Source organism: Salinisphaera hydrothermalis C41B8 (assembly GCF_000732535.1).
GTDB classification, from domain to species: Bacteria; Pseudomonadota; Gammaproteobacteria; order Nevskiales; family Salinisphaeraceae; genus Salinisphaera; species Salinisphaera hydrothermalis.
The window spans coordinates 141,474-164,041 of the sequence record NZ_APNK01000006.1; the positions used below are offsets into that span (position 1 = coordinate 141,474).

The 22,568-nt window shown below is 63.2% G+C and carries 22 protein-coding genes; 15 read left to right on the forward strand and 7 right to left on the reverse strand.

The window, feature by feature from the left end; translation table 11 throughout:
* Nucleotides 1–343: 343 nt before the first annotated feature.
* A complete protein-coding gene (gene sixA, locus C41B8_RS06550) occupies nt 344–853 on the forward strand; it encodes a phosphohistidine phosphatase SixA (protein WP_037335829.1) in 510 nt (169 codons plus the stop codon).
* Between the two features lie 36 nt (nt 854–889).
* Here sixA and C41B8_RS06555 read toward each other — a convergent pair whose 3' ends face one another.
* Nucleotides 890–1,591, reverse strand: coding sequence for a VIT1/CCC1 transporter family protein (locus C41B8_RS06555; RefSeq protein ID WP_037335705.1), 702 nt, complete (start codon nt 1,589–1,591; stop codon nt 890–892).
* A 264-nt stretch (nt 1,592–1,855) separates the two neighbouring features.
* Here C41B8_RS06555 and C41B8_RS06560 point away from each other — a divergent pair, with 264 nt between their 5' ends.
* On the forward strand, nt 1,856–3,007 hold the full coding sequence (locus C41B8_RS06560) for an FAD/NAD(P)-binding protein (protein ID WP_037335707.1): 1,152 nt from the start codon (nt 1,856–1,858) through the stop codon (nt 3,005–3,007).
* Nucleotides 3,008–3,022: 15 nt separating this feature from the next.
* Nucleotides 3,023–3,628: a DedA family protein gene (locus C41B8_RS06565; RefSeq protein ID WP_198025084.1), complete on the forward strand. Its 606-nt coding sequence runs from the start codon at nt 3,023–3,025 to the stop codon at nt 3,626–3,628.
* Between the two features lie 227 nt (nt 3,629–3,855).
* On the opposite strand, the gene C41B8_RS06570 is transcribed toward C41B8_RS06565, so the two are convergent.
* The 3 genes from C41B8_RS06570 to C41B8_RS06580 form a co-directional block, all read right to left on the reverse strand.
* Nucleotides 3,856–5,013 (reverse strand): NAD(P)/FAD-dependent oxidoreductase, encoded by a 1,158-nt coding sequence (locus tag C41B8_RS06570; RefSeq protein ID WP_037335709.1) that lies wholly within the window; start codon nt 5,011–5,013, stop codon nt 3,856–3,858.
* 112 nt (nt 5,014–5,125) lie between these two features.
* Nucleotides 5,126–5,293, reverse strand: coding sequence for a rubredoxin (locus C41B8_RS06575; protein ID WP_037335711.1), 168 nt, complete (start codon nt 5,291–5,293; stop codon nt 5,126–5,128).
* Between the two features lie 116 nt (nt 5,294–5,409).
* The gene (locus tag C41B8_RS06580; RefSeq protein WP_037335712.1) at nt 5,410–6,579 is read right to left on the reverse strand and encodes an alkane 1-monooxygenase; all 1,170 of its coding nucleotides are present in this window, start codon (nt 6,577–6,579) and stop codon (nt 5,410–5,412) included.
* Between the two features lie 275 nt (nt 6,580–6,854).
* Between C41B8_RS06580 and C41B8_RS06585 the strand changes: the two genes are divergently transcribed.
* The 7 genes from C41B8_RS06585 (at nt 6,855) to C41B8_RS06615 (ending at nt 14,702) form a co-directional block, all read left to right on the forward strand.
* A complete protein-coding gene (locus tag C41B8_RS06585) occupies nt 6,855–8,312 on the forward strand; it encodes an aldehyde dehydrogenase family protein (protein ID WP_037335715.1) in 1,458 nt (485 codons plus the stop codon).
* Nucleotides 8,313–9,418: 1,106 nt separating this feature from the next.
* Nucleotides 9,419–10,291, forward strand: coding sequence for a methylisocitrate lyase (prpB, locus tag C41B8_RS06590; protein ID WP_037335718.1), 873 nt, complete (start codon nt 9,419–9,421; stop codon nt 10,289–10,291).
* Nucleotides 10,257–10,979 carry a hypothetical protein gene (locus C41B8_RS06595; RefSeq protein WP_198025085.1) on the forward strand — a complete coding sequence of 241 codons (723 nt, stop codon included), beginning with the start codon at nt 10,257–10,259 and terminating at the stop codon, nt 10,977–10,979. Before prpB ends, C41B8_RS06595 begins: the two co-directional genes overlap by 35 nt.
* Nucleotides 10,980–11,080: 101 nt before the next feature.
* Nucleotides 11,081–12,298: an MlaE family ABC transporter permease gene (locus C41B8_RS06600; RefSeq protein ID WP_051883188.1), complete on the forward strand. Its 1,218-nt coding sequence runs from the start codon at nt 11,081–11,083 to the stop codon at nt 12,296–12,298.
* Nucleotides 12,295–13,089, forward strand: a complete 795-nt coding sequence (locus C41B8_RS06605; RefSeq protein WP_037335722.1) for an ABC transporter ATP-binding protein — start codon at nt 12,295–12,297, stop codon at nt 13,087–13,089. The genes C41B8_RS06600 and C41B8_RS06605 overlap by 4 nt, the downstream gene beginning before the upstream one ends.
* 1 nt (nt 13,090) lies before the next feature.
* Nucleotides 13,091–14,002 carry an MlaD family protein gene (locus tag C41B8_RS06610; protein WP_037335725.1) on the forward strand — a complete coding sequence of 304 codons (912 nt, stop codon included), beginning with the start codon at nt 13,091–13,093 and terminating at the stop codon, nt 14,000–14,002.
* A gap of 10 nt (nt 14,003–14,012) precedes the next feature.
* Nucleotides 14,013–14,702, forward strand: coding sequence for an ABC-type transport auxiliary lipoprotein family protein (locus tag C41B8_RS06615; RefSeq protein WP_198025086.1), 690 nt, complete (start codon nt 14,013–14,015; stop codon nt 14,700–14,702).
* Nucleotides 14,703–14,756: 54 nt separating this feature from the next.
* Here the strand turns inward: C41B8_RS06615 and C41B8_RS06620 are convergent, their stop codons facing one another.
* Entirely contained in the window at nt 14,757–15,641 is an 885-nt protein-coding gene (locus tag C41B8_RS06620) for a phosphoribosylaminoimidazolesuccinocarboxamide synthase (protein WP_037335728.1), read from the reverse strand.
* 78 nt (nt 15,642–15,719) lie between these two features.
* Complete coding sequence (locus C41B8_RS06625; protein ID WP_037335731.1) at nt 15,720–16,175, reverse strand: CopD family protein; 456 nt, start codon at nt 16,173–16,175, stop codon at nt 15,720–15,722.
* A gap of 149 nt (nt 16,176–16,324) precedes the next feature.
* Here C41B8_RS06625 and rpe point away from each other — a divergent pair, with 149 nt between their 5' ends.
* The gene (rpe, locus tag C41B8_RS06630; RefSeq protein WP_037335734.1) at nt 16,325–17,029 is read left to right on the forward strand and encodes a ribulose-phosphate 3-epimerase; all 705 of its coding nucleotides are present in this window, start codon (nt 16,325–16,327) and stop codon (nt 17,027–17,029) included.
* A 38-nt stretch (nt 17,030–17,067) separates the two neighbouring features.
* On the opposite strand, the gene C41B8_RS06635 is transcribed toward rpe, so the two are convergent.
* Complete coding sequence (locus tag C41B8_RS06635; protein ID WP_037335737.1) at nt 17,068–17,259, reverse strand: hypothetical protein; 192 nt, start codon at nt 17,257–17,259, stop codon at nt 17,068–17,070.
* Nucleotides 17,260–17,505: 246 nt separating this feature from the next.
* Here C41B8_RS06635 and trpE point away from each other — a divergent pair, with 246 nt between their 5' ends.
* From trpE to C41B8_RS20425, 4 genes are all read left to right on the forward strand, one after another.
* Nucleotides 17,506–19,041, forward strand: coding sequence for an anthranilate synthase component I (gene trpE / locus C41B8_RS06640; protein ID WP_037335741.1), 1,536 nt, complete (start codon nt 17,506–17,508; stop codon nt 19,039–19,041).
* Nucleotides 19,042–19,220: 179 nt separating this feature from the next.
* The gene (locus C41B8_RS06645; protein ID WP_037335744.1) at nt 19,221–20,489 is read left to right on the forward strand and encodes a tyrosine-type recombinase/integrase; all 1,269 of its coding nucleotides are present in this window, start codon (nt 19,221–19,223) and stop codon (nt 20,487–20,489) included.
* A 1,052-nt stretch (nt 20,490–21,541) separates the two neighbouring features.
* Nucleotides 21,542–22,294, forward strand: a complete 753-nt coding sequence (locus C41B8_RS06650) for a hypothetical protein (RefSeq protein ID WP_037335745.1) — start codon at nt 21,542–21,544, stop codon at nt 22,292–22,294.
* 118 nt (nt 22,295–22,412) lie between these two features.
* On the forward strand, nt 22,413–22,568 hold a 156-nt coding region (locus tag C41B8_RS20425), incomplete at its 3' end, for a MerR family transcriptional regulator (protein ID WP_156962449.1).

Genomic DNA, 22,568 nt, shown 5'->3' on the forward strand with positions numbered 1-22,568 from the left:
CGGTGCACAACAGGTGTACAACGCTGTGGATAAACCCGGGTATAAATCCCTGGATGCGCCGATAAACAAGGCTTTGCCGCACTGGTTAATGATTCGCCGATACACGACGCCCGCCGCGTGGTCTTGTGTCTATTCGGGCCCCTCGCTCACCCCATCGATGATGACGTTCGATCGCCGCCATCCGGCCCGAGCCCTTCAACCCCAAGCTATTGCGACTGTCGGAATATCTAACAATTGTTTTTATTGTTCGCGGCGGGCTTATCGATAGCCTCGAGCCACCCTCGGCGACATGGCGCGCGCGCCATGTAATGACGCCGACACTGCAACAGGCGACAATACGGCCATGGATATCATCGTGATTCGCCACGGCATTGCGCTCGACCGGGATGAAGCCCACGGCATGGGGCTGTCCGACGCCGAGCGCCCGCTCACCGCACACGGCGAACGCCGTACCCGAGCCGCCGCGACCGGCCTGCGGGCCGCGCTGGCCGACATGCCGATCGACGACATTCTCACCAGCCCGCTACTGCGCGCGCGCCAGACGGCCGAGATCCTCGCCGGCTATCTCGACGACCCGCCGGTGGACGAGGCCGACGTGCTGGCCCCGCCGGTGGACATGGAAGCGCTGGACGCATGGCTGCACGCGCATTTCGGCGAGCGCCGCGTGATGCTGGTCGGCCACGAGCCGGATCTGGCGACGTGGGTGTCCTGGAGTTTGACGCGGCGCCGCGATCGCCTGCTGGCGTTCAAGAAAGCGGGGGCCGCGCTGCTCGAATTCCCCGGCGCGCCCGAGGGCGGCACCGGCACGCTGCGCTGGTTGCTAACGGCGCGGCAGCTGCGCGCGCTGGGCTGATCGAGGCGCCGAAGGCTCGGCGCCCCGCGTCCGAACTTACACCGCCGCGCCGAACAACAGTCCGGCCGCCGAGGTCATGCCCATGGCAATCGCGCCCCAGATCGTGACCCGGGCCGCGGACTTGAACATGGGCGCCCCGCCGGCCTTGGCCGACAAGGCGCCGAGCACCATCAGCGACAGCAGGACGCTGATCGACACCGCGGCCATCACCGCCGAACGGCTGGCCAGCAGCACCACGATCAACGGCACCGCAGCACCCACGGCAAACGACGCCGCCGAGGCGAACGCGGCCTGCAACGGGCGCGCGGCCGTAATCTCCGACATGCCGAGCTCATCTCGGGCATGGGCGCCCAGCGCATCGTGCGCCATGAGCTGGCGGGCGACCTGATCGGCCAGCGGCGCCTCCAGGCCGCGCTGGATATAGATGTTCTTGAGCTCGGTGTGTTCGGCCTCGGGGTGCGCCTCGATCTCGCGCCGCTCCATGGCCAAGTCGGCTTGTTCCGTATCGGCCTGCGAACTCACCGAGACATACTCCCCGGCCGCCATCGACAACGCGCCGGCCACCAGCCCGGCAATCCCCGCCAGCAGAATATTGTGGCCATCCGCCTGGCTGGCGGCCACACCCAGCACGAGGCTGGATACCGACACGATGCCGTCGTTGGCGCCGAGTACTGAAGCCCTCAGCCAGCCGAGCCGATGACTGTTGTGATGTTCGTGATGGTGGCGTTGCGCCGACATACCGATCGTCCTGGTTAATATCGCTTCCGATCGGCGTTGTATCACAGCGACTTTACCGATGTTTGAGCCGTTCTGATTCTGATTATCAATCCGTTGCGACACCGGACCGAGACCGATCCAGGCGGGCAATAGACGGACGGGTTGCCTCGGCGCCTGTCGTCTCGGAGACGTTTCATTGGGCGATGCTAGGATCGTCCCCATCGTGAGGGTTGGGCGAATCCGCGGATTCGATGACCACCCCATCCAGGGCTGCTGACGTATTCCATGACCGACTACGACTGTCTGATCATCGGCGGCGGCCCGCACGGCCGTTTCATTGCCGCCGCCATCACGCGCGCCGCGCCCGACACCGATCTGGCGATCGTCGACCCGCAGGCGCCCATGGCGGCCTGGCGCGCCCGGGCCGCGGCTTGTGGCATGCGCTATCTGCGGTCGTCGAACGCACATCATCTGGGCGCGCGCGCCGACAGCCTGCGCCGTTTCGCCGCGCGTCACGGCTACGACGACGCCCATGCGCTCGGCTACTATCGTCGGCCGTCGCTGGCGGTGTTCAACGAACACGCCACGGCCGAACTCGGCACGCCCCCACATATTCAACAAAGCGCGCAGCGCCTGAGCCGCACGCGTCAGGGCTGGAAGGTCGAGCTGGACGACGGGCAGCGTGCGACCGCGCGACGCGTGGTGCTCGCCACCGGTCCGAGCCGGCCTTATCGCCCGGCCGGGTTCGAGGCCGCCGAACATGTCTTCGACCCGGGCTTCGAACTCGGCGCGCCGGGCGCACCCACGGTCATCGTGGGCGGCGGCATCACTGGTGCACAGCTGGCGCTGCGCGCGGCCGAGGCCGGTCACCGCGTGTGCTGGCTCACCCGGCGACCGCCCGAGCCCGCGCACTTCGATTCCGACCCCTGCTATGCCGGCCCGCGCTGTCTGGCGCCGTTCGCCGATACGCCGCTGGCCGGCCGTACCGCGATGCTTGCGGACGCCCGGCTGCCCGGCACCCTGCCACCGGATATCCACGGTGCGATCACCACGGCGCTTGCCGACGGCACGATCGCCTGGTGCCGCGGCGAGCCGACACAAATGCGCGCGGGCGGCGTGCGGCTGGACGACGGGCGTGTGATTGCGGCCGAGCGCGTGATTCTGGCCACCGGGTTTACCCCGCATCCGGCGCCCGAAAGCCTACTGGGCCGGGCGATCACGGATTTCGGGCTCGCCACCGATACCGATGGTCATCTGCATCTGAATACCGATCTGGCCGCCCTGCCCGGCCTGCACGTGGCCGGGCGCCCGGCGAGCCTGCAACTCGGCCCGATGGCCGGCAACATCAAGGGCGCGCGGCTGGCCGGCCGCACGCTGGCCGCGGTCGCGCAGCGCCAAGCCCTATCCGAGCTCGGCGCCCTCGCGGCCCACTCGTAATTCCCGGAGAACATTGTGTCCGATGCCCTGACCTCTTTTGTCGAACACTACGGCCTGATCGCCGTTTTCGTGCTCAGCGTGCTCGAGTCGGCCTGCATCCCCATCCCGAGCGAGCTCGTGATCCCGCCGGCCGGTTTCATGGCGTATCAGGGGTCGCTATCGTTCTGGGCGGTGGTGGTCGCCGCAACACTCGCCAACGTCGTGGGCAGCTGGATCGCCTATGCCATCGGCCGGCGCGGCGGGCGGCCGCTGATCCAGCGTTATGGCCGCTATGTCTGGCTCAATGAAAAGCATCTGGACCGGGCGGAGGACTGGTTCGCCCGTTACGGCGAAGTCACCGTGTTCGTGGCGCGTCTGTTGCCGGCCTTCCGGACCTTCATCTCGTTGCCGGCCGGCATCGGCGAAATGCCGCTCGGCCGTTTTCTGCTGTATTCGCTGCTCGGCTCGCTACCCTGGAATCTGGCGCTCGCCGTGGCCGGCTACGAACTCGGCGCGCACTGGAACATGCTCGAGCAATATCTCAAGCCGGTGTCGTACGCGGCGGCCGGAGCACTGGCGCTGGTACTGATCTGGTTCTGGTTCGGCACGCGACGCGTCGTGCGCGATCGCGACGAGTCTTAGCGTGTCTTCGGGAGATGCAAGCATCACGGCGCTTGTCGTCAGGTGTAGGTCGGCTTAGGCCGAAGGCCGTAAGCCGACATGGCGCGCCGCAAGCTCTCGCAGATAGGCGTTCCTGTCGGATTACGCTTCGCTAATCCGACCTACGCCACCGCAGCGGCCGGGCATGGCAGCGTCCAGCGTTCGAGCCCATGCCCGAACTCAGTCTGCCATGCGGCGGGCCGGGCGACTCAGTCGAGCAGCGCGGGGGCTTCCTTGATGTAGTCGCGGCGTTTGTTGGTGGCTTCGTCGGTGAGTACGAAACCGCGGAGCTGGCCGTCGCCGTCGACGAACCGCCCTTCCACCGCGGTGCCGTCGCGCTCGATCTGCCATTCGCCGTGCTTGTCGACCGGCGGATAGACGATCACCGGGCAAACGTGCGTCTTGATGATGATCGGCAGGGTCGGGTACTTCACCTGGCCGGGCTCGGCATCCGCGCCGGCGGCCAGCGTCTTGCCGAGCGTGCGCGCGCACTGCATGAGCGGGCCGACGTACGGCCGCCAGTGACCGGCCACCTCGGCACAGTCGCCCAGCGCATAGATATCCGGGTCGGAGGTGACCAGCGTGCGATCGACCACGATCCCGCGATCGACGTCCAGCCCGGCCGCCTCGGCCAGTTCGGTGCCGGCCTTGAGACCGACCGCCGAGAGCACGACGTCGGCATCGATATGCGACTCGTCGTCGAGATAGACGTGGTAGCGATCGTCGCCGCCGTGGTGCACACCGGTCGCGGCATGGCCGAGATGCCAGTCGACACCGGCATGTGCGAGCGCGGTCTTGACCGCGTCGCCGGCAGCTTCCGGTACGAGCTGGGCCAGCGGCCAGCCGGCCGGGTCGGCCACCGAAACCTTGTAACCGTGCTGGATGAGATCGTTGGCGAACTCGCAGCCGATCAGACCGGCACCGAGAATCGCGACATGCGATCCGGCCGCCAGATGGTCGCGGAAGACACGATAATCCATCAGGTTATTGACCTTGTGGATGCGATCGGTCGCATCGCCGGCCAGATTCAGCACGATCGGATCAGCCCCCCAGGCCAGCACGAGCTTGGAATAGGTCAGCGTGTCGCTGGCCAGTTTCACCTGATGCGCCTCGCGGTCGATGGCTTCGACCTGTTCGTGCGTGCGCACGGTGGCATCGAGCATCTCGGCCATTTCTTCGGCCGTTTTCTGCACCAGATCGGCCGGCGTCTTGTCCTTGGCGTGAGCCTCGGAGATATCCGGCTTGTAGTAGCTCGCGCCATCGTCGCGGGTGATCAGGATCACCGGCGTTTCGGTGTCGTGCTTGCGGAATTCCCGCGCCACGCTGTAGCCGGCCAGTCCGGTGCCGATGATGATGATCGGGTCCATGCGCTCGTGCCTCATTGCATCGAAAACGGGCCGCGCGTACGGCGGCCCTGGGGTCGCGTGTCGATCCGGCCGCGCTGCGGCGAGCGTGCCTGCGACACGGCCACGGTATCGCTCAGTCCACTTCCATCATTTCGAAATCGTCCTTGGGCGCGCCGCAATCCGGGCAGGTCCAGTCGTCGGGAATGTCTTCCCACTTGGTGCCCGGCTCGATGCCTTCATCGGGCATACCTTCGGCTTCGTCGTACTCGAAACCGCAGACGATGCATTGCCACTTTTTCATTGCTCGCTCTCGCTAGACCAGACCAAAAAACAGGCGCTGCGGGAGGCAGCGCCATCACAAAGGCTTTCAAGGCTACCAAAACACCGGCGCGTCGGCGACGCACCGGTGTTCGCCCTCTACGTCGCGGGCGGCGGGTACTGGGCGAGCAGCCGGTCGCGATTGCGCGGATCGAGATTGGCGAGGCGGATATCGCCGTCGTAGTGCGCCAACACGCGATGGTCCATCACGCGATACCAGAGCCAGGGCATATAAGCGAGCACGATCATGCCGGCGTAGCCGGTCGGCAGCTCCGGCGCCTCGTCGAAATGCCGCAGCGACTGGTAGCGCCGTGTCGGATGCGCGTGGTGATCGGAATGCCGCTGCAGATGGAACAGGAAGATATTGGTCACGATGTGGTCGTTGTTCCAGGAATGCTCCGGCCGGCAGCGCTCGTAGCGCCCGTTGTCGTGCTTCTGTCGTTTCAGGCCGTAGTGCTCGCAGTAGTTCACGGCTTCCAAGAGCGACGCCCCGAGCACGGCCTGGATGATCAGAAACGGCAACAGCGCGACGCCGAAGGCGGCCATGAGGCCGATCCAGAGCACTGCTGTCATGCCCCAGGATTGCAGCACTTCATTGTGCAGCGACCAGGTCGGCCGCCCCTTGCGCGCCAGCCGGCGTTTCTCGATATGCCAGGCCGAACGCGCGCTGCCAATCACGGTGCGCGGCAGAAACCGCCAGAACGATTCGCCCAGGCGGGCACTGGCCGGGTCCTCCGGGGTGGCCACGCGCTTGTGGTGGCCGAAATTATGCTCGACGTAGAAATGCCCGTAGGCCACCGGTGCCAACGCGATCTTCGCCAGCCAGCTCTCGACGGCCGTGTTCTTGTGCCCGAGCTCATGCGCGGTATTGATGGAAATACCCGACAGCATGCCGATCGTCGACACGAACCCCAGCCACTGCCAGATCGTGAGCGGCTGCGTGCCCACGACGACACACACGGCGATGAACAGCACGAGCTGGACGAGCACGTAGATATAGGTCGAGTAACGATAGAACGGGTCGTCCTCGAGTACGTCGAGCACCCGTTCCGGCGGGTTGGTGCTGTCCTTGCCGATCATGAAGTCGAGCAACGGCACGATGCCGTACACCATGATCGGCCCGGCGAACATCAGCACCGTGATGCCGCTCAGCCAGCCGGCAACCGTGGCAGCGGCCACCAGAATGATGATCCCGAAACCCATGGGCCATAACCAGCGCTTCCGATCGTAGGCCCGGGCTTCGGCCAGCGTGATCCGTGTATCGCTCATGGCACTCCTCCAGAGACCTTATGCGCGGTGCGTACACGATGGGTTCTTGCCCATTCGCGTCGGCGTCGACCCGGTCGAAACAGGTCGCCCGAACAAATCGCCACCCACCGCTGTATTATTTACATCACTCAATGTAATTTAAGATGGCGATTCGGCCGGGTCAACTCATCGCAGCGGGTCCGGCCGTCGACCACTGGCATCGCGGCGCGTTCGACAGTCATCGAGCACACGCGTAAAACAAGAGCCATACGGCGCCATTGCACGGGGAGAAGCCCATGAACAGCGCGGCCCAGCCGACCACGCCCTTTGCCGAGACCATGGTCGAGACCGATCCCGCCCGTATCCACCGACTGTTCGAAGGCCAGCAGCCCAAGGCGCTGGCGCTTCGTGGTTCCAGCGCTGCCGAACGTATCGCCAAGCTCAAGCGCTTGCGCGAGCTGATGTTCGAGAAACGCGAGGCGATCCACGCGGCCTGTCACGCCGATTTCGCCAAGCCGGCGGCCGAGGTGGAAGTCACCGAGATCCTGCCGGTGGTGGCCGAGGCACATCATGCGATGCGCAAGCTCAAATCCTGGATGAAGCCGAAGCGCAAGCGGCCGACGCTGCTCATGTTCGGTACGAGCGCCGAGGTACGCACCGAGCCGCGCGGCGTCTGCCTGATCATTTCGCCGTGGAACTATCCGATCAATCTCTCGCTGGGGCCGCTGGTTTCGGCGATCGCCGCCGGCAACACGGTGATTCTCAAGCCCTCGGAAATGACACCGCACTGCGCGGCCTTCCTGCAGGAGTTTCTCGCCGAGCTGTTCGACGAGGACGAAGTGGCCGTGGTCCAGGGCGCCGTGCAGACCTCACAGACGCTGCTGGAACTGCCGTTCGACCATATCTTCTTCACCGGCTCGCCCGCCGTCGGGCGCATCGTGATGGGCGCGGCGGCCAAGCATCTGACTTCGGTGACGCTGGAACTCGGCGGCAAGTCGCCGGTGATCGTGGACCGTTCGGCCAAGATCAAGACCGCGGCGACGACGTTGATCTGGGGCAAATTCGCCAATAACGGGCAGACCTGCATCGCGCCCGATTATGTGTATGTACACGAGGCGATCCGCGACGAATTCATCGCGGCCTGTCGCGAGGCGCTCGATGCCCTGTATGGCCCGCGAGAGAAGCTGGCCGAGAACGACGACTACTGTCGTATCGTCAACACCAAGCACTATGAGCGCGTGCGCGGCCTTCTGGACGACGCCATCGAGCGCGGTGCCAAGCTGCCCGTGGGCACGGTGCCGGCCAACGACGATCGTTTCCTGGCACCGACGCTGCTGACCCAGGTCAACGAAGACGCCCGCATCATGGAGGAAGAGATCTTCGGCCCCCTGCTGCCGATTCTCAGCTATACCGATATCGAACAGCCCATCGCGTCCATCAACGCCCGGCCGAAACCGCTGGCGTTATATGTGTACGCGACGGACAACGACGTCATCGAAACCGTGCTGTCGCGAACCAGCGCCGGCGGCTCCTGCGTCAACCAGGCGATGATGCACTTCCTGCACGGCCAGTTGCCCTTCGGCGGCGTGAACAACTCGGGCATCGGTAACAGCCACGGCCACTACGGCTATATGGCCTTCTCGCACGAACGCAGCGTGCTGCGCGACCGTTTCTCGCTGGCGTTTTTGTTCCGGCCGCCGTACAACGCGTTTACGCGCTGGTTTATTCGGTTTGCGGTGCGGTGGTTGAGTTGAGGCGTTGCCGGCGAGTCTGCCGGGCAAACGCTGGCGGGTCGGATGGTCAGACCGGCGGGTTTGGGTTCTATTCGATTGCGGCGGCTGATGCTTTAAACCACGGGGTACGTTGAGCTCTGATTTCGCGCTGATGCGGGAGGCACGGAGCTAGAACCGGTCGATAAGTGGTTCGAATGGTTACTATCCGTGATTCCATGATCGATGGGCGATTTCTCATACCAAGGCTAGTTAAACTAAATCTTAAATGACCTGGTGGCTCAAGGTATTAGCCGCCAAAACCAACCGTCCGCGCCAGGAAAACTCGCGAGTCTGTCGTCACTTGGGGTTTCGCGCTGTAGCGCGACTCCCTTTCGTTTGCTTGTCCAAACGAAAGGAAGCAAAGGAAACGACACCCTATCTACGCGTCGATGCTGCGCATCGATGCCCTGCGCTGCTCGCCGAGCCGGGCGCAGCCGGAACTCGCTGACGCTCAAACAGCCGGCTGCTTCATCCCGTCTCGGCTGTGCTGCTCGGCGCTCCGCAAGGGAACCCAATACAGCGCGGGCCCGCGACACTTCGGTGTACTCGCGATGCTTGGGAGGTGAGTTTGTATTACGTCCCGTCTGAGGCGACGGAGACGCGCAGCGGCGACGGGTGTCCGGCGCATGCGCCGGTGCGGCCAGCCTGTCTGAGGGCCGCCAAAGCGGCCCGAGTTCTGGCCGCATCCCGTTGCCGCGAGCACCGGAGTGCACCGGCGTAGCCGGCGCCGATGCGGGTGCTCTTTTCTTGGTTCCTTCTTTTGAGCAAGCAAAAGAAGGGACTCGCACTGCAGTGCGAAACCGGAAGTTCGCCAACCCCAATATCTGAACTCAGACTCGAAGTGCAGAATTTACAACTGCCAACCGCAAAATCACGACTCTGCAGCCAATGGAGGGGTCGCACATCAGCGCGAAACCGCTCTCTGAAAAGCCCCTTGGATTAACGCCATACGCCCCGTAAGGCGCGTACGCGGCCCCTTGTCGCACTCTATCCATCTGCAAATAGCAACGAAAATGCGCCTTACCCAGCCACAACGCCCCACCCCTGCGTTAAGCTGATCCCCGCCATTCCACACTGACATCCTCACCATGATTGCACCGCAACGCTTTGCCGCCGCACTCGATGAGGAACAGCCGCTACAGATCGTCGGCGCGATCAACGCGTACAGCGCCATGCTGGCCGAGCATTCGGGCTTCAAAGCGATCTATCTATCCGGCGGCGGCGTCGCCAACTGGTCGTACGGGCTGCCCGATCTGGGCATGACAACGATGAACGACGTGCTCGAGGATGTTCGCCGCATCACCTATGTCACCGATACGCCGCTGTTGGTCGACGTGGATACCGGCTGGGGCAGCGCATTCAACATCGCCCGCTCGATCAAGCTCATGGAAGGCGCCGGCGCGGCGGCCGTGCATATCGAAGATCAGGTAGCAGCCAAGCGCTGCGGGCATCGGCCGGGCAAGGAGATCGTCTCGCAGGCGGAAATGGTCGATCGCATCAAGGCGGCGGTCGATGCCCGCGACGAGATGAAGATCATGGCCCGTACCGACGCGCTGGCCGTGGAAGGCCTGGATGCGGCGGTCGAGCGGGCCGCGGCCTGTGTGGAAGCCGGTGCGGACTATATCTTCGCCGAGGCGATGACCGATCTGGATATGTATGCCCGCTTCACCGCGCTGGGCGTGCCGGTGCTGGCGAACATCACCGAATTTGGCGCGACCGAGCTGTATACCACCGAACAACTGGCCGCCCAGGGCGTGGCGATGGTGCTGTATCCCCTGTCGGCCTCGCGCGCGATGGCCAACGCGGCCCTCGACGTTTATCGCACGATTCGCGAACACGGCACGCAAAAGCCCGCGCTACATACCATGCAGACCCGCAGCGAGCTTTATGATCATCTCGGCTACAACGCGTTCGAGGAGAAGCTCGATGCGTTGTTTGGCCAGCGACGCGATTCCGAATGACACGGCCCGACCGTTTCGCAACGAGGAGTTTCTGGTGAAGAAAGGCATCATCGCAGCGATCGCCGTGGTCGCGATCGTGATCATCGGCGCCGCGGTCTACTGGTCGGGCCCGTCCCGGCACGCCGTGCCGGCCCAAGCTACAAATCAGGCCACGAATCCGACCCCCGACACCCAGAACGGGTCGTCGACCACGCCGACATCGCCGGACAAAACCCAGAACAAAGGGAGCGGCACCACGCCTAGTGAGCAGGCCGCCACCAAGAAACCGGCCGGCTCACCCGCCGAGCGCTACTGCGCCGACAGCCACGACAAGGCGGATACGAAAGCCATCACCCAGGCCGGCGGGCTGGTGCAGATTTTCCAGCACGAAGCCGCGCTGGGCGATGCCTATGGCTGTGCCACCGCTTACCTGAAGCATGGCGGCAATGTGGACGAGGTGGATCCGCGCGCCGATTCCGATCACCTCACGCCGTTGCTGTTCGCGATCAAGCGCAACGACCCGAAGATGGTGCGTTTCATGCTCGACCACGGCGCCGATCCGAACAAGCGCGGCGGGCCGCAGAAGATCAAGCCGTACGGCTATGCCGTGTTCGAGGCGCTGCATAACCAGAGCACGAACTACAACGCGGTGATCAATATTCTGGATTCGGCCCTGGGCGACCACCCGGCGTCTTCCAACGGTTCCTGATCGGCCATCGCCACGACACACACCGCAATGAGCACAGCCCCGGCGCAATACGGATGCGGGCCGCGCCCACTCTGCGCTAGTTTTGTCGGCGTGTTTCGCGCGTGCCCCACGATCATGATGTCGCTATCTCCCGTCTCCACCGTACGGCCCGGCCGGCGCGCGGCCCGTTCGGCGCGATGACCGGCGTGGACAGCCAGAACGGCGGCGAGCCACCCAAGCTAGAGGTCGAGGACGACGCCGGGCGCCGTCGCGTGCGTCTGACGGGCTCCTGGCGGCTGTTCAACGTCAGCGATCATCGCAAGCGATTGGCCGCCGAACTCGAGGCGCTCGATTCACCTACCGAGATGACTTGGGATCTGAGTGACATCAGCGCGCTCGACAGCGCCGGCGCCTGGGTGCTGTGGCAGGCCTGGGGCGGCCAGGAGCCGGCCGAGTTGAACTGTCGCGATCCGCATCGCCAGCGCTTCGAACGCCTGGCGAACGCGCCGGAAGTGCCGCCGCGCGAGCGACGGCTGAGTCTGATTGATCTGCTCGATCGCCTCGGCGGCGATCTGATTGCCGTGGCCCGGCATGTTGGCGGCATGATCGCCCTGCTGGCCGGTGTGCTCGTCGATATCGGCACCTGTGCCGTGCGCTGGCGTCTGATTCCGTGGCGTGAAATCACGGCCGCGATCTATCGCTCGGGTGTGTCGTCAATCGTATTGCTGGGCGTGACCGGCTACGTGATCGGCGTGGTGATGAGCCTGCAGATTGGCGTGACGCTGTCGAGCTTCGGCGCCAACCAGCGCATCATCGGGCTGATGGGGCTGGCCGTGCTGCGCGAACTCGGGCCGGTGATTGCCGCGCTCATTCAAGCCGGCCGGGCGGGCTCCTCGATCACCGCGGGCATCGCGGGCATGCATCTCACTGAAGAGCTGGACGCGCTCAAGACGTTTGGCAGCTCGCCGCGGCTGCGGCTGGTCACCTCGCGCGTGATCGCCATGATGATCACCATGCCGCTGCTCGTGGTCTGGACCGACGGCGCCGAGATCATGGGCGGCGCCACCACGGCGCAGCTTGATCTGAACGTGCCGTTCGCCTTGTTCATCGCCCGCCTGCCGGAGTCGGTGCAGATGTACAACTTCTGGCTCGGGCTCGCCAAGGGCGCGATTTTCGGGCTCATCATTGCCCTCGTCGGCAGCTATTTCGGCCTGACCGCGCGCGCCAATACCGATAGCCTGAGCTCCCAGACCACCCGCTCGGTGGTCGTGGGCCTGTCTCTGATTCTGATCATCGACGCGCTCAGCGGCGCCATTCTCGCCAAGATGGGGCTGATATGAGCGCCGACGACACCCCACAATCGCAAGCCGCGGTGGAAGTCAGCGGCCTGGGCGCAAAGATCGGCAAGCGCTGGATCCTGCGCGGCCTGGACCTGGAAGTGAAGCGCGGCGAAACGCTGGCCGTGATCGGCGGCAGCGGCGGCGGCAAGTCGTTGATGCTGCGGCACCTGATCGGCCTCAACGAACCTGACGAAGGCTCGGTCGACGTGCTGGGAGTGCGCATCGAGCATCTCGATCAGTCGCGCATGCGTCAGCTCAGCCGGCGCTGGGGCGTGCTGTTCCAGCAGGGCGCGCTATTCAGTTCGTTGCCGGTGTTCGACAACATCGCGTTTCCGATGCGCGAGTTGCGCCGCGATGGCCTCGACATGCCCGAAGCGATGATCGACGATCTGGTCAGCCTCAAGCTGGCTGCGGTCGGCCTCGATCCGGAGGTCGGCAACCAGATGCCGGACGCGCTCTCCGGCGGCATGGTCAAGCGCGTCGCGCTGGCCCGGGCGCTCGCGCTCGACCCGGAACTTTTGTTTCTCGACGAGCCGACCGCCGGGCTGGACCCGGCCTCGGCCACCGATTTTCATCGACTCTATGAACACCTGCACAAGGATATGGGGCTGTCGGGTCTGATCGTGACCCACGATCGATCGACGCTCGCCTCCGTAGCCGACCGGGTGGCGATCCTCGACGAGGGCCGTATCCTGACTGTGGGAACGCTGGACGAGGTACGCCGCGTTTCACATCCGTTCATCGAGCGTTTTTTCGCCGCCGACACGGCGTCCGGCGCGCAAGAGACCTAACATGGAAAACCGTTCGCACATCGTCGCCGCCGTCATCTTCATCCTGTTCTTCGGGGGCGGTGCCGTCGGCTTCTTCTTCTGGCTGTCCACCGGCGATAACGCCCATCGGACGATGATCATCGAGACCACCCAGTCGGTGGGCGGGGTGAGCGCGGAATCGCCGGTGAAGTTCAAGGGCCTCAAGGTCGGCCATATCGAGAGCGTGAGCTTCGATCCGCAAGACGCGAATAAAGTCCGCATCGTATTCAAAGTGCGCGATTCGGTGCCGCTGACGAAATCCAGCTACGGCGAACTGGCCACCCAGGGCATCACCGGAATGTCCACGCTCACGTTGAAAACGCCGGATCCGTCGGGCCCGAAGCTGACCGGCAACCCGCCCCAGCTGCCATTGCACAAGGGCTTGCTCGGTCGGCTGAAGAGCCGCGGCCAGGCCGATCTCCACAAGGTGAGCCAGATTCTCGACCAGGTCCAGAACCTGACGGGCGGCAAGAACGCCAAACATATCAGCGATACACTGGCCCAGCTCAACCAGGCCACGCGCCAGCTCACCGAAGCCGAGAAGCAGCTGCAGCCGACATTGGCCCAGTTGCCAGAGCTCACACGCCAGCTGCGGCGTACGGTGGACAGCGTCGACCATCTGACCGACAAGGCGATCCCGGCGATCCAGAAAGCCGGCCAGGCCGCGCAGTCGGCCCAGAGCGTCGGCCAGTCGAGCCAGGACGTGATGCGCAACCTGAACAATCAGGTGCTGCCGCACATCGATGCGCTCACGCGCCAGATGCAGGATACGGCACGCCAGATTCAGAACCTGGGCGCCGAGCTCTCGGCCAAGCCGCAGAGCGTGCTCACCGGCCCGCCGGCTCGACGGCCCGGGCCCGGCGAACCCGGTTTCCATGCCACGGGCGGTCAATAAGGAATTCGATATGACGCCACAGACGCGTTTTCCACGACGGATGGCCGTGCTGGCCATCGCCCTGGCCGGCGGCACGCTCATGCTCGGCCTGGGCGGTTGCAGCGTGCTGGGCGGCGGCAGCGACAGCTACCCAACGCGCTATACACTGGACGCGGGCTCGCCGAATACGGCGGCTACGAGCGCCCCGTCGTCCGGATATACCCTGGATCTGCGACCGGTCAGCGCGCCGGACTGGCTGGGCTCCAAGCGCATGCTCTATCGGCTGGATTACGCCGATAACGCCCAGCTTTCGGCCTACACCCAATCGTCATGGGCCGACACTCCCACCAGCCTGGTCGGCAACAATCTGGGCGACGCGCTATCGCGCTCCGGCCTGTTCACGGCGGTACTCGGCGATGCCTCGGGCCGTGCCGATCTCGCCCTTCAGGTGGAACTGTCGGATTTTTCGCAGCATTTCTCGTCGAGCACGACCAGCCGCGGGCGGATCAGCGCGACCGCCACGCTGCTGCGGACCGATAACGGCGAGGTCATCGCCCAGAAACACTTCGTCAGCACGGCGCCCGCCTCGAGCGCGAACGCGGTCGGCGGCGTATCGGCCCTGGCGACGGCCGATACCCGGCTGGATCAGGATATTCGACAATGGCTGGCCGAGACGCTGGCCCATTGTGGCAACGCCTGCCCGGCCCCGAAACAAGGCTGACGCCGCCCGCTCGGAACGAGCGGGGAGGTCTTCCGCAGTCGGGCCCTCTCGGGCTCAGCTGCCGATCAGGCGGTCCCGTGCTTCGACATACTTGGCCGCGGTATTCGCAATCACGTCGGCCGGCAGACGCGGGCCAGGCGCGGTCTTGTCCCAGTCCAGCGTTTCCAGATAGTCGCGCACGTACTGCTTGTCGAAGCTGGGCGGGCTCATGCCGGTGGCGTATTCGTCGGCCGGCCAGAAGCGCGAGGAATCGGGCGTGAGCACTTCGTCGATGAGCACGAGATTGTCGTTGGCATCGATGCCGAACTCGAACTTGGTATCGGCGATGATGATGCCGCGCTCGGCCGCATAGTCGGCCGCCGAACGATAGAGACCGATCGCCACGTCGCGAATCTCGGCCGCGCGCTCGGCACCGATGATCTCGGCGGTGCGCTCGAACGAAATCGTTTCGTCGTGATCGCCGGCCTCGGCCTTGGTCGCCGGGGTGAAGATGGGCTCGGGCAGCTTCTCGGCCTGAGACAGGCCTTTCGGCAGTTCGATGCCGGAGATGGCACCCGTGGCCTGGTAGTCCTTCCAGCCCGAGCCGATGACATAGCCGCGTACGACCGCCTCGATCGGCAGCGCGTCGAGCCGGCGCACGACCATGGCCCGGCCGGAGACCTGGGCGATCTCGGCATCGTCGAGAAAACGCTCCAGCGGCATGTCGACGCGCTGGTCCGCCACCGTGCCGGCGAACCGGTCGAACCAGAAATGGGTCAGCTCGGTGAGCACCGCGCCCTTGCCCGGAATCGGGTCCGGCAGGATCACGTCGAAGGCAGACAGCCGATCGGTGGCCACGATCAGCAGATAATCGACGCCTACGGCATAGACATCGCGGACCTTGCCGCGCATGAGCAGCGGCAGGCTGTGCAGTTCGGATTCAAAAAGCGTTTCGGCCATGACGATCGAATGGTGGGCTACGCGGCCGCGTAGTTTAACAGCCGCCGCCGCGCATGCTCGTCTACAGCCGGGGATCGGCTACAACAAGCCGTAGCTGCCGCCGGTGGCAATCGCCACGATCACGAAGCCGATCCAGAGACTGACCGTGGCGAACAACCGGAGCTGATTCATCGCTCGCCCGGCATCGGCCAGCGCGCCGGCTGCCAACGCGCGGCGCACGCGCTTCCAGGGCGAGAAGAACATATGCCCGTAGAGCGCGATCATCACCCAGGCCAATGCCTGCATGACGTTGATATACGGCGGCACCACGGCGATTCCGCCCAGCAGCCCCGTCATCGCATAGCCGGTGACCAATAGCGTGAAGATCGCGATCCAGATCCACAGAAAAAAACGGCCCAGCGCGATCGACAACAACGGCAGACGCTCGCCCAGCGGTACGGACGAGGCGGCCGGGCGCAAGACGCCCACGAGAAAGAACAATCCGCCGACCCAGATGGTCGCGGCCAGCGAATGCAAAGCGATGAGATACGCCATGGGGCCCCTTATCAGACGAGTGCCGGCGACCGTGGCGACCGGGCGTTGAAAGACGGCGATCACACCCGGTCTTGACGCCGGCCCGTCCATGACAGAGCGTACCGAAGCCAGCAGGTGTAATCCACGATTATCAATCGGGCCCGTTTGTCATGAGTCGATCCCCTTTCACCCCTCTGATCGCCCCGTCGATCCTGTCTGCCGACATGGCCGCACTCGGCGACGAGTGCGAGGCCGTCATCGAGGCCGGCGCGGACTGGATCCATTTCGACGTGATGGACAACCATTACGTGCCGAACCTGACCTTTGGCCCGCCCGTGTGTGCGTCGCTGGCCAAACGCCTGGCGCGCTCGTATCCGGACGTGCCGATCGATGTGCACCTCATGTGCGAGCCGGTCGACGACCTCATCCGCGGCTTCGCCGACGCCGGCGCGGCCTCGATCACCTTCCACCCCGAGGCCACGCGCCACGTCGATCGCAGCCTGGCTCTGGCCCGCGATCTCGGCTGCAAGACCGGGCTGGTGTTCAATCCGGCGACCTCGCTGGAGTGGCTGAAATACGTGCTCGACAAGATCGACATCATTCAGATCATGTCGGTGAACCCCGGTTTCGGCGGCCAGTCGTTCATCGACGAATCGCTGGGCAAGATCGCCGAAGCGCGCGAGATCATCGATACCGTCGTGGCCGGCACCGACCGCGAAATCCGCATCGAGGTCGATGGCGGCGTTAAAATCGACAACATCGCCCAAATCGCCGATGCCGGCGCCGATACCTTCGTCGCCGGCTCGGCGATTTTCGGCCAGGACGATTACGCTCGTATCATCGATCAGATGAAAAACGCCGTCGGCCGCGACTGATACGGCGCCGGGGCCGGGCACGAGCGTCGCTGCCCGCTTTATCCGCGGCTTATTATTTTTAGCCAGACATAATCGAGCCGGCGTTTCAAGCCGGCTTCGCCGCCGAGAACCGGCACAGGTTCGTCCGACGATCCATGCCTGATTGATGTCATCGCCCGGCCTCGGCGCAGGGCCAGGCAGGCGCCCTGCAACGCATGCCCGGCGTCCTCCGCCATCTCGATCGACATCATCTGCGGCTAAACTGTCGTTATCGAGCACCGCGACGCGCCCGATGCCCGTACCCGCTTGGCAAAACGAACCAGATACGGCAGGATTTCCAGCATGACATCGAATCGATTGAAACAAGCGGTCAGCCGTGCCTTCGACGCGGCCTGGCGATGGCGAGTGAAGCGCTGGCGGGGCTAAACCCGGTCCTGTTCTGTCGCGGTGCGCGACCGTCGTACCGCTTGTTTGTTCATTCGATCGATTGATGTGCCATGTCCGAATCCGTCTCCTACGAGGCCTCGCTACTCGCCCGGCGTGAACCGCTGGTGGTCGAGGCGCTGGCCGACCTCGATACCCCGCTGTCGACTTATCTGAAAGTCGCCGACGCGCCCTATTCGTTCCTGCTGGAATCGGTGCAGGGCGGCGAGCGCTGGGGTCGCTATTCCATCATCGGCCTGCCCGCCAGCGAGCGTATCCGCGTGCGCGGGCGCCAGCTCGTGCACGAAACCGACGACGGCGTGATCGAAACGCTCGAGACCGACGATCCGCTGGCCTGGATCCAGGCCTTCAACGACGCCCGGCCACTGCCGCGTCTGCCCGAGCTGCCGCGCCTGACCGGCGGGCTGGTCGGCTACTTCGGCTACGACACGATCCGTTATATCGAACCGCGGCTGGCCGGCGGCGCCGACGACAAGGACGATCCGCTGGATCTGCCGGATATTCTGTTGCTGGTGGCCGAAGAGCTGGTGATCTTCGACAACCTGTCGGGCAAGCTCTATGTGGTTGCCCATCATCTGGAAGGCGATGCCGAGGACCGCGCCCGCGTCCAGGCCCGGGTGGAAACGATTCTGGATGCGCTCGAGGCGCCCCTGCCGGCATCGGCGGCACGTACCGGCGCCGACAATCCGGCCATCGATCCGGAGATGGACGACGGCCGTTTCGTCTCCGGGCTGACTCAGACCGGCTACGAGGATGCCGTGCGCCGCATTCGCGAATACACCCAGGCCGGCGACGTCATGCAGGTGGTGCCGAGCCAGCGCCTGTCGGCGCCATTCAACGCCGAGCCGATGTCGTTGTATCGGGCGCTGCGCAGCCTGAACCCGTCGCCGTACATGTTCTTTTTCAACTTCGGCGATCACCACGTCGTGGGCGCTTCGCCCGAGATTCTGGTGCGCGCGATGGACGGCGAGGTAACGGTCCGTCCGATCGCCGGCACTCGCAAACGCGGCATCACGCCGGCCGAGGACGAGGCGTTGGCCGAGGAGCTGCTGGAAGACCCGAAGGAGATCGCCGAGCACCTGATGCTCATCGATCTCGGCCGCAACGATGTCGGTCGCGTCAGCCAGCCGGGCACGGTCAAGCTCACCGAACGCATGGCGATTGAGCGGTATTCGCACGTCATGCATATCGTGTCGAACGTCACCGGCAAGCTGCGCGACGATCTGACGCCGATGGACGCGCTGCGCGCGGCGTTCCCGGCCGGCACGCTGTCCGGCGCGCCCAAGATCCGGGCGATGGAGATCATCGACGAGATCGAGCCGGTCAAACGCGGTGTATACGGCGGCGCGGTCGGCTATCTGGCCGGCAACGGCAGCATGGATCTGGCGATCGCGATCCGCACCGCGGTGATCAAGAACGGCGAAATCCACGTCCAGGCCGGCGGCGGCATCGTCGCCGACAGCCAACCCACCGCCGAGTGGGAAGAAACCATGAACAAGGCGCGCGCGGTCATGAAGGCCGCGGCCCTGGCCGAGCAGGGGCTGGCGACCCGGCGACCGATCGGCAGCGCACCGGAGGGCTCGGCATGATCCTGATGCTCGACAACTACGATTGGCGTCTTCCAAAGGCCAGTGAGTTCCATGATTTGTAACTAAGTTATTGATTTATATTATATCAATATCCACAGCCGTCCATTGAGCGTCAAGCTGATCCAGCGTCATTGTGTATAATGTCGTGTATAATGACTTCTTAAAGAGGCGTTATACACATGGCTCAGAACCTCCTCTCTGTCCGCAAGATTGAAGCCGCCCAGCCTCAGCCAAAGGCATACCTGCTGCGGGATGGCGGCTCTCTCTTCCTGCGCGTCCAGCCTAACGGCAGCAAGCTCTGGTGGTTTCGCTATCGGCTAGGTGGCGTGGCGCAGACTTACTCCATCGGTATTTTTCCGAAGGTCACGCTCGAAGCCGCGCGGACTGAACGTGATTGGGCCCGCGGCCTGGTGAAGAAGGGACTCGATCCCATCCTTGAGAAGAAATCCCAGATTGCTGCCCAGGTCGACAGCAACGAGCAGACGTTCGAAGTCATCGCACGCGATTGGATGCGCGCGAACTCGGACTGGAGTGACTACTACGCTAAGCAGGTTGAGAACTATCTGACGAAAGACGTGTTCCCAAAGATCGGCAGGCTTCCGATCACTTCGATCAAGGCATCACATCTGCGTCCGGTCATCAAGGTCGTGGAAGCGCGCGGGGCCCAAAGCGTGGCTATCTTGATTCGGCAATGGGTCGGGCAAATATTTAGATATGCAGCCGCAAACGGTATCTGCGAATACGATCCGACATCGCTACTGAAGGGACTAGTGAAGCGGCCGCCAGTTCGTCATAACCCGCCGCTAAAGTGGGCCGAGGTGCCTGTCTTCCTCAACAAGCTTAATGGTTGGTCAGGCTTTCGGACAACGGAAATTGCCTTGCGGCTGGTTGCGCTTACTTTTGTTCGCACGGTCGAGATCCGTAGAGCCACGTGGGATCAGTTCGACCTCGATAGCGCGATATGGGAAGTGCCCGCCAAGAACATGAAGATGCGCCGGCCTCACCTGGTATTTCTATCGAAGCAGGCTGTCGCTTTGTTGCGAGAGCTGGAAACGTTGACGGGGGCAGGACAACTACTTTTCCCAAACAACCGTCGTCCCAAAGAACCTATGTCGGCCACCACACTGAACCGCGTGCTAGAGCGGCTCGGTTATGGCGGCCAATTCTCCACACACGGTTTTCGTTCGACCGCTACAACAATCCTTGGCTTGCTAGGCTACCCTGAGAATCGTGTAGATCTGCAGCTTGCACACCAGAAAAAGAAAGATACGTCGCGCGCATCCTACGACCACACGAAGTACGTAAGTTCCAGGCGTATGATCATGCAGGATTGGGCAGACATCCTGGATGCCCTGGAACGCGGCGATTCGGTCGATAAAATCACCAAGGACTTCGGGCCAATGTCCAAACGGCGTGCCGCATTGCTCAAGATAATCGAACGTGAGTAACCGCCGGCTCGCAGCCTCCATCCTCAGGCTGTGATACGCGCTTCACGAACCAGGGTTCGCCCAGATACTGAAGATCAGCGACCGCGACACGATCACGGGCGGAGTTTCGGTACAAGCATCCAGCGCTGGCGACGCCAGATTCGTGAGAATGCCCGCATCCGAGTCGAGATCAGCTCGATCGGGTGAGCTATGTCCTGGATATCCATAAGGCGCGGCGCATCCTCTTTCCCGACAACCGTCAACGAATACGTGGATTTATCGGCCGATCAACATGCCGATTGAAATTGAACGCGATTCATCGCCATCAAGACTCTCCCCGTGTCTGTTAAGGCCTTATTATTCAAACCCGCTGGGTCATATCATGAGCCAGCTGACTTTCCGAATTAATCAAGAACGTATTTGACGTTGCCCGTCACCGGACTGCGGCTCTTGTCGCTACTAAGTATAACCCGTTCCGCCATCTCGAATTATAGATCCGAACAATCGATTGCCGTCGCACGACGAGCAGTGAATCGTTGATCGCACTCTTGCCGGCTCACCCGAGCTGACTACAGGCCGATATCTCCCCTTATCTGGACTGTGCTGCGTCTTAGTAGGCACTGATGGATAAGCACGCCTGCTCGCCTAACCAGTATCGGCTACCTATTTCTTTTTTCGTCTGCTGTAAGACCAGACTGACAACATTCAGACATAAATCTTATTTTATCTATTACTTGCATATGACAGCAATCATCGTGCATCCATGACCGGTCTGGACTGACAGCCATCCTGATATTAGTCAGGCATCAAGCCGTATTTCACTGGTCTTCACCCGGACTGTCACTTATATCGAGACTGCAAAATTCTCACTTCCAGCCATAGCCGAACGGTCTTATGTGGTCAGCGTTTCTGAACTGTTCGTGAGCCAAGACACTCATGTCACCCATGATGAATGGCGTCGTTGACAATTATGCATATGTTTTGCGCTTTTTTAGCACACAGCAGTTCAACGCCAAAAGCAGTCCACACAAACCCAACGGAGAGACGCAAACACGAAAACGAGGGAGATTCACATGCCCACGAGATCCTGGGAGACAACGGGCCAAAAGGTGTTCTACCGTCCGATCGAGGCCGGCATCCGATGGAGCGGACTGTTAGCACACGAGCAACGGATTCTCGAAGTCGTCGGCACGCGACCGCTTCTCGAGCCCAACGCGTTTCCCGAATGGCCAGCTCTTCACTTGAACACCGAACGGATCGTCGACGCCCTCGTCAACGGCGATCTGGTTTATGGGAAAAATGGCATCACGTGCCACGATCCGACGCTGATCGATTCACCCGACCTGACCGTCCGCCACGTAGATCTGAAAGCCTGGATGGCCGACTTCTATCCCGGCGAGAAACCCGCTTTTCTCTTCAGTGGTGTGGAACGCCGTCTGCATACGGCGATCAGCGCGGAGGCTGTTCAAGCGTTGCTCGCTGACCATGAGGCCTTGAAGATCCGCCTGGCCCATCAAACCGAGGCGTCGAAGCAGCTCCAGTCAGATCTTGAAACGCTTCACCAAAAGCATGAAGCAGACGTGCAGCGGACCCAACGAGCACAACAACCGAGCCGCCGCAGCGAATCAACCTATCTCAATATTGTCGCCGGTCTTTTGACTTTATTGCTTGGGCATTCACCGTCCGGCCACCCGTACTCGAGCTTCAACACCCAGGACGCCGTCATCAGCGCCATGATCGCGCATCACGGCGACCGACTCGGCATATCCCAGAGCACACTGGAGAACAAATTCGCCAAAGCGAAGCAGCACATGCAAGGCAATTGACTTGTCCAGTCCCTATCTGGGGTCGCTGATACCCCATTGACGGTTTCTTTTGCTGCTGAGATCTATTGAATGGAGGTCACGTCCGAATAACGTCAAGGAGCACCCAGGAGTGACCGTCATGTCCGACACAACCGCTTCCATCCCTACTGAGCGCCGCATCCTGCGCCGCGCCGAAGTCGAAGCTAAAACAGGCTTCAAGCGCGCCCATATCGTAAGCATCCGGCCGCTACCGCTACCGCTTGACGCGACCGGCGCCGGTCAGGCCGATGGGGCC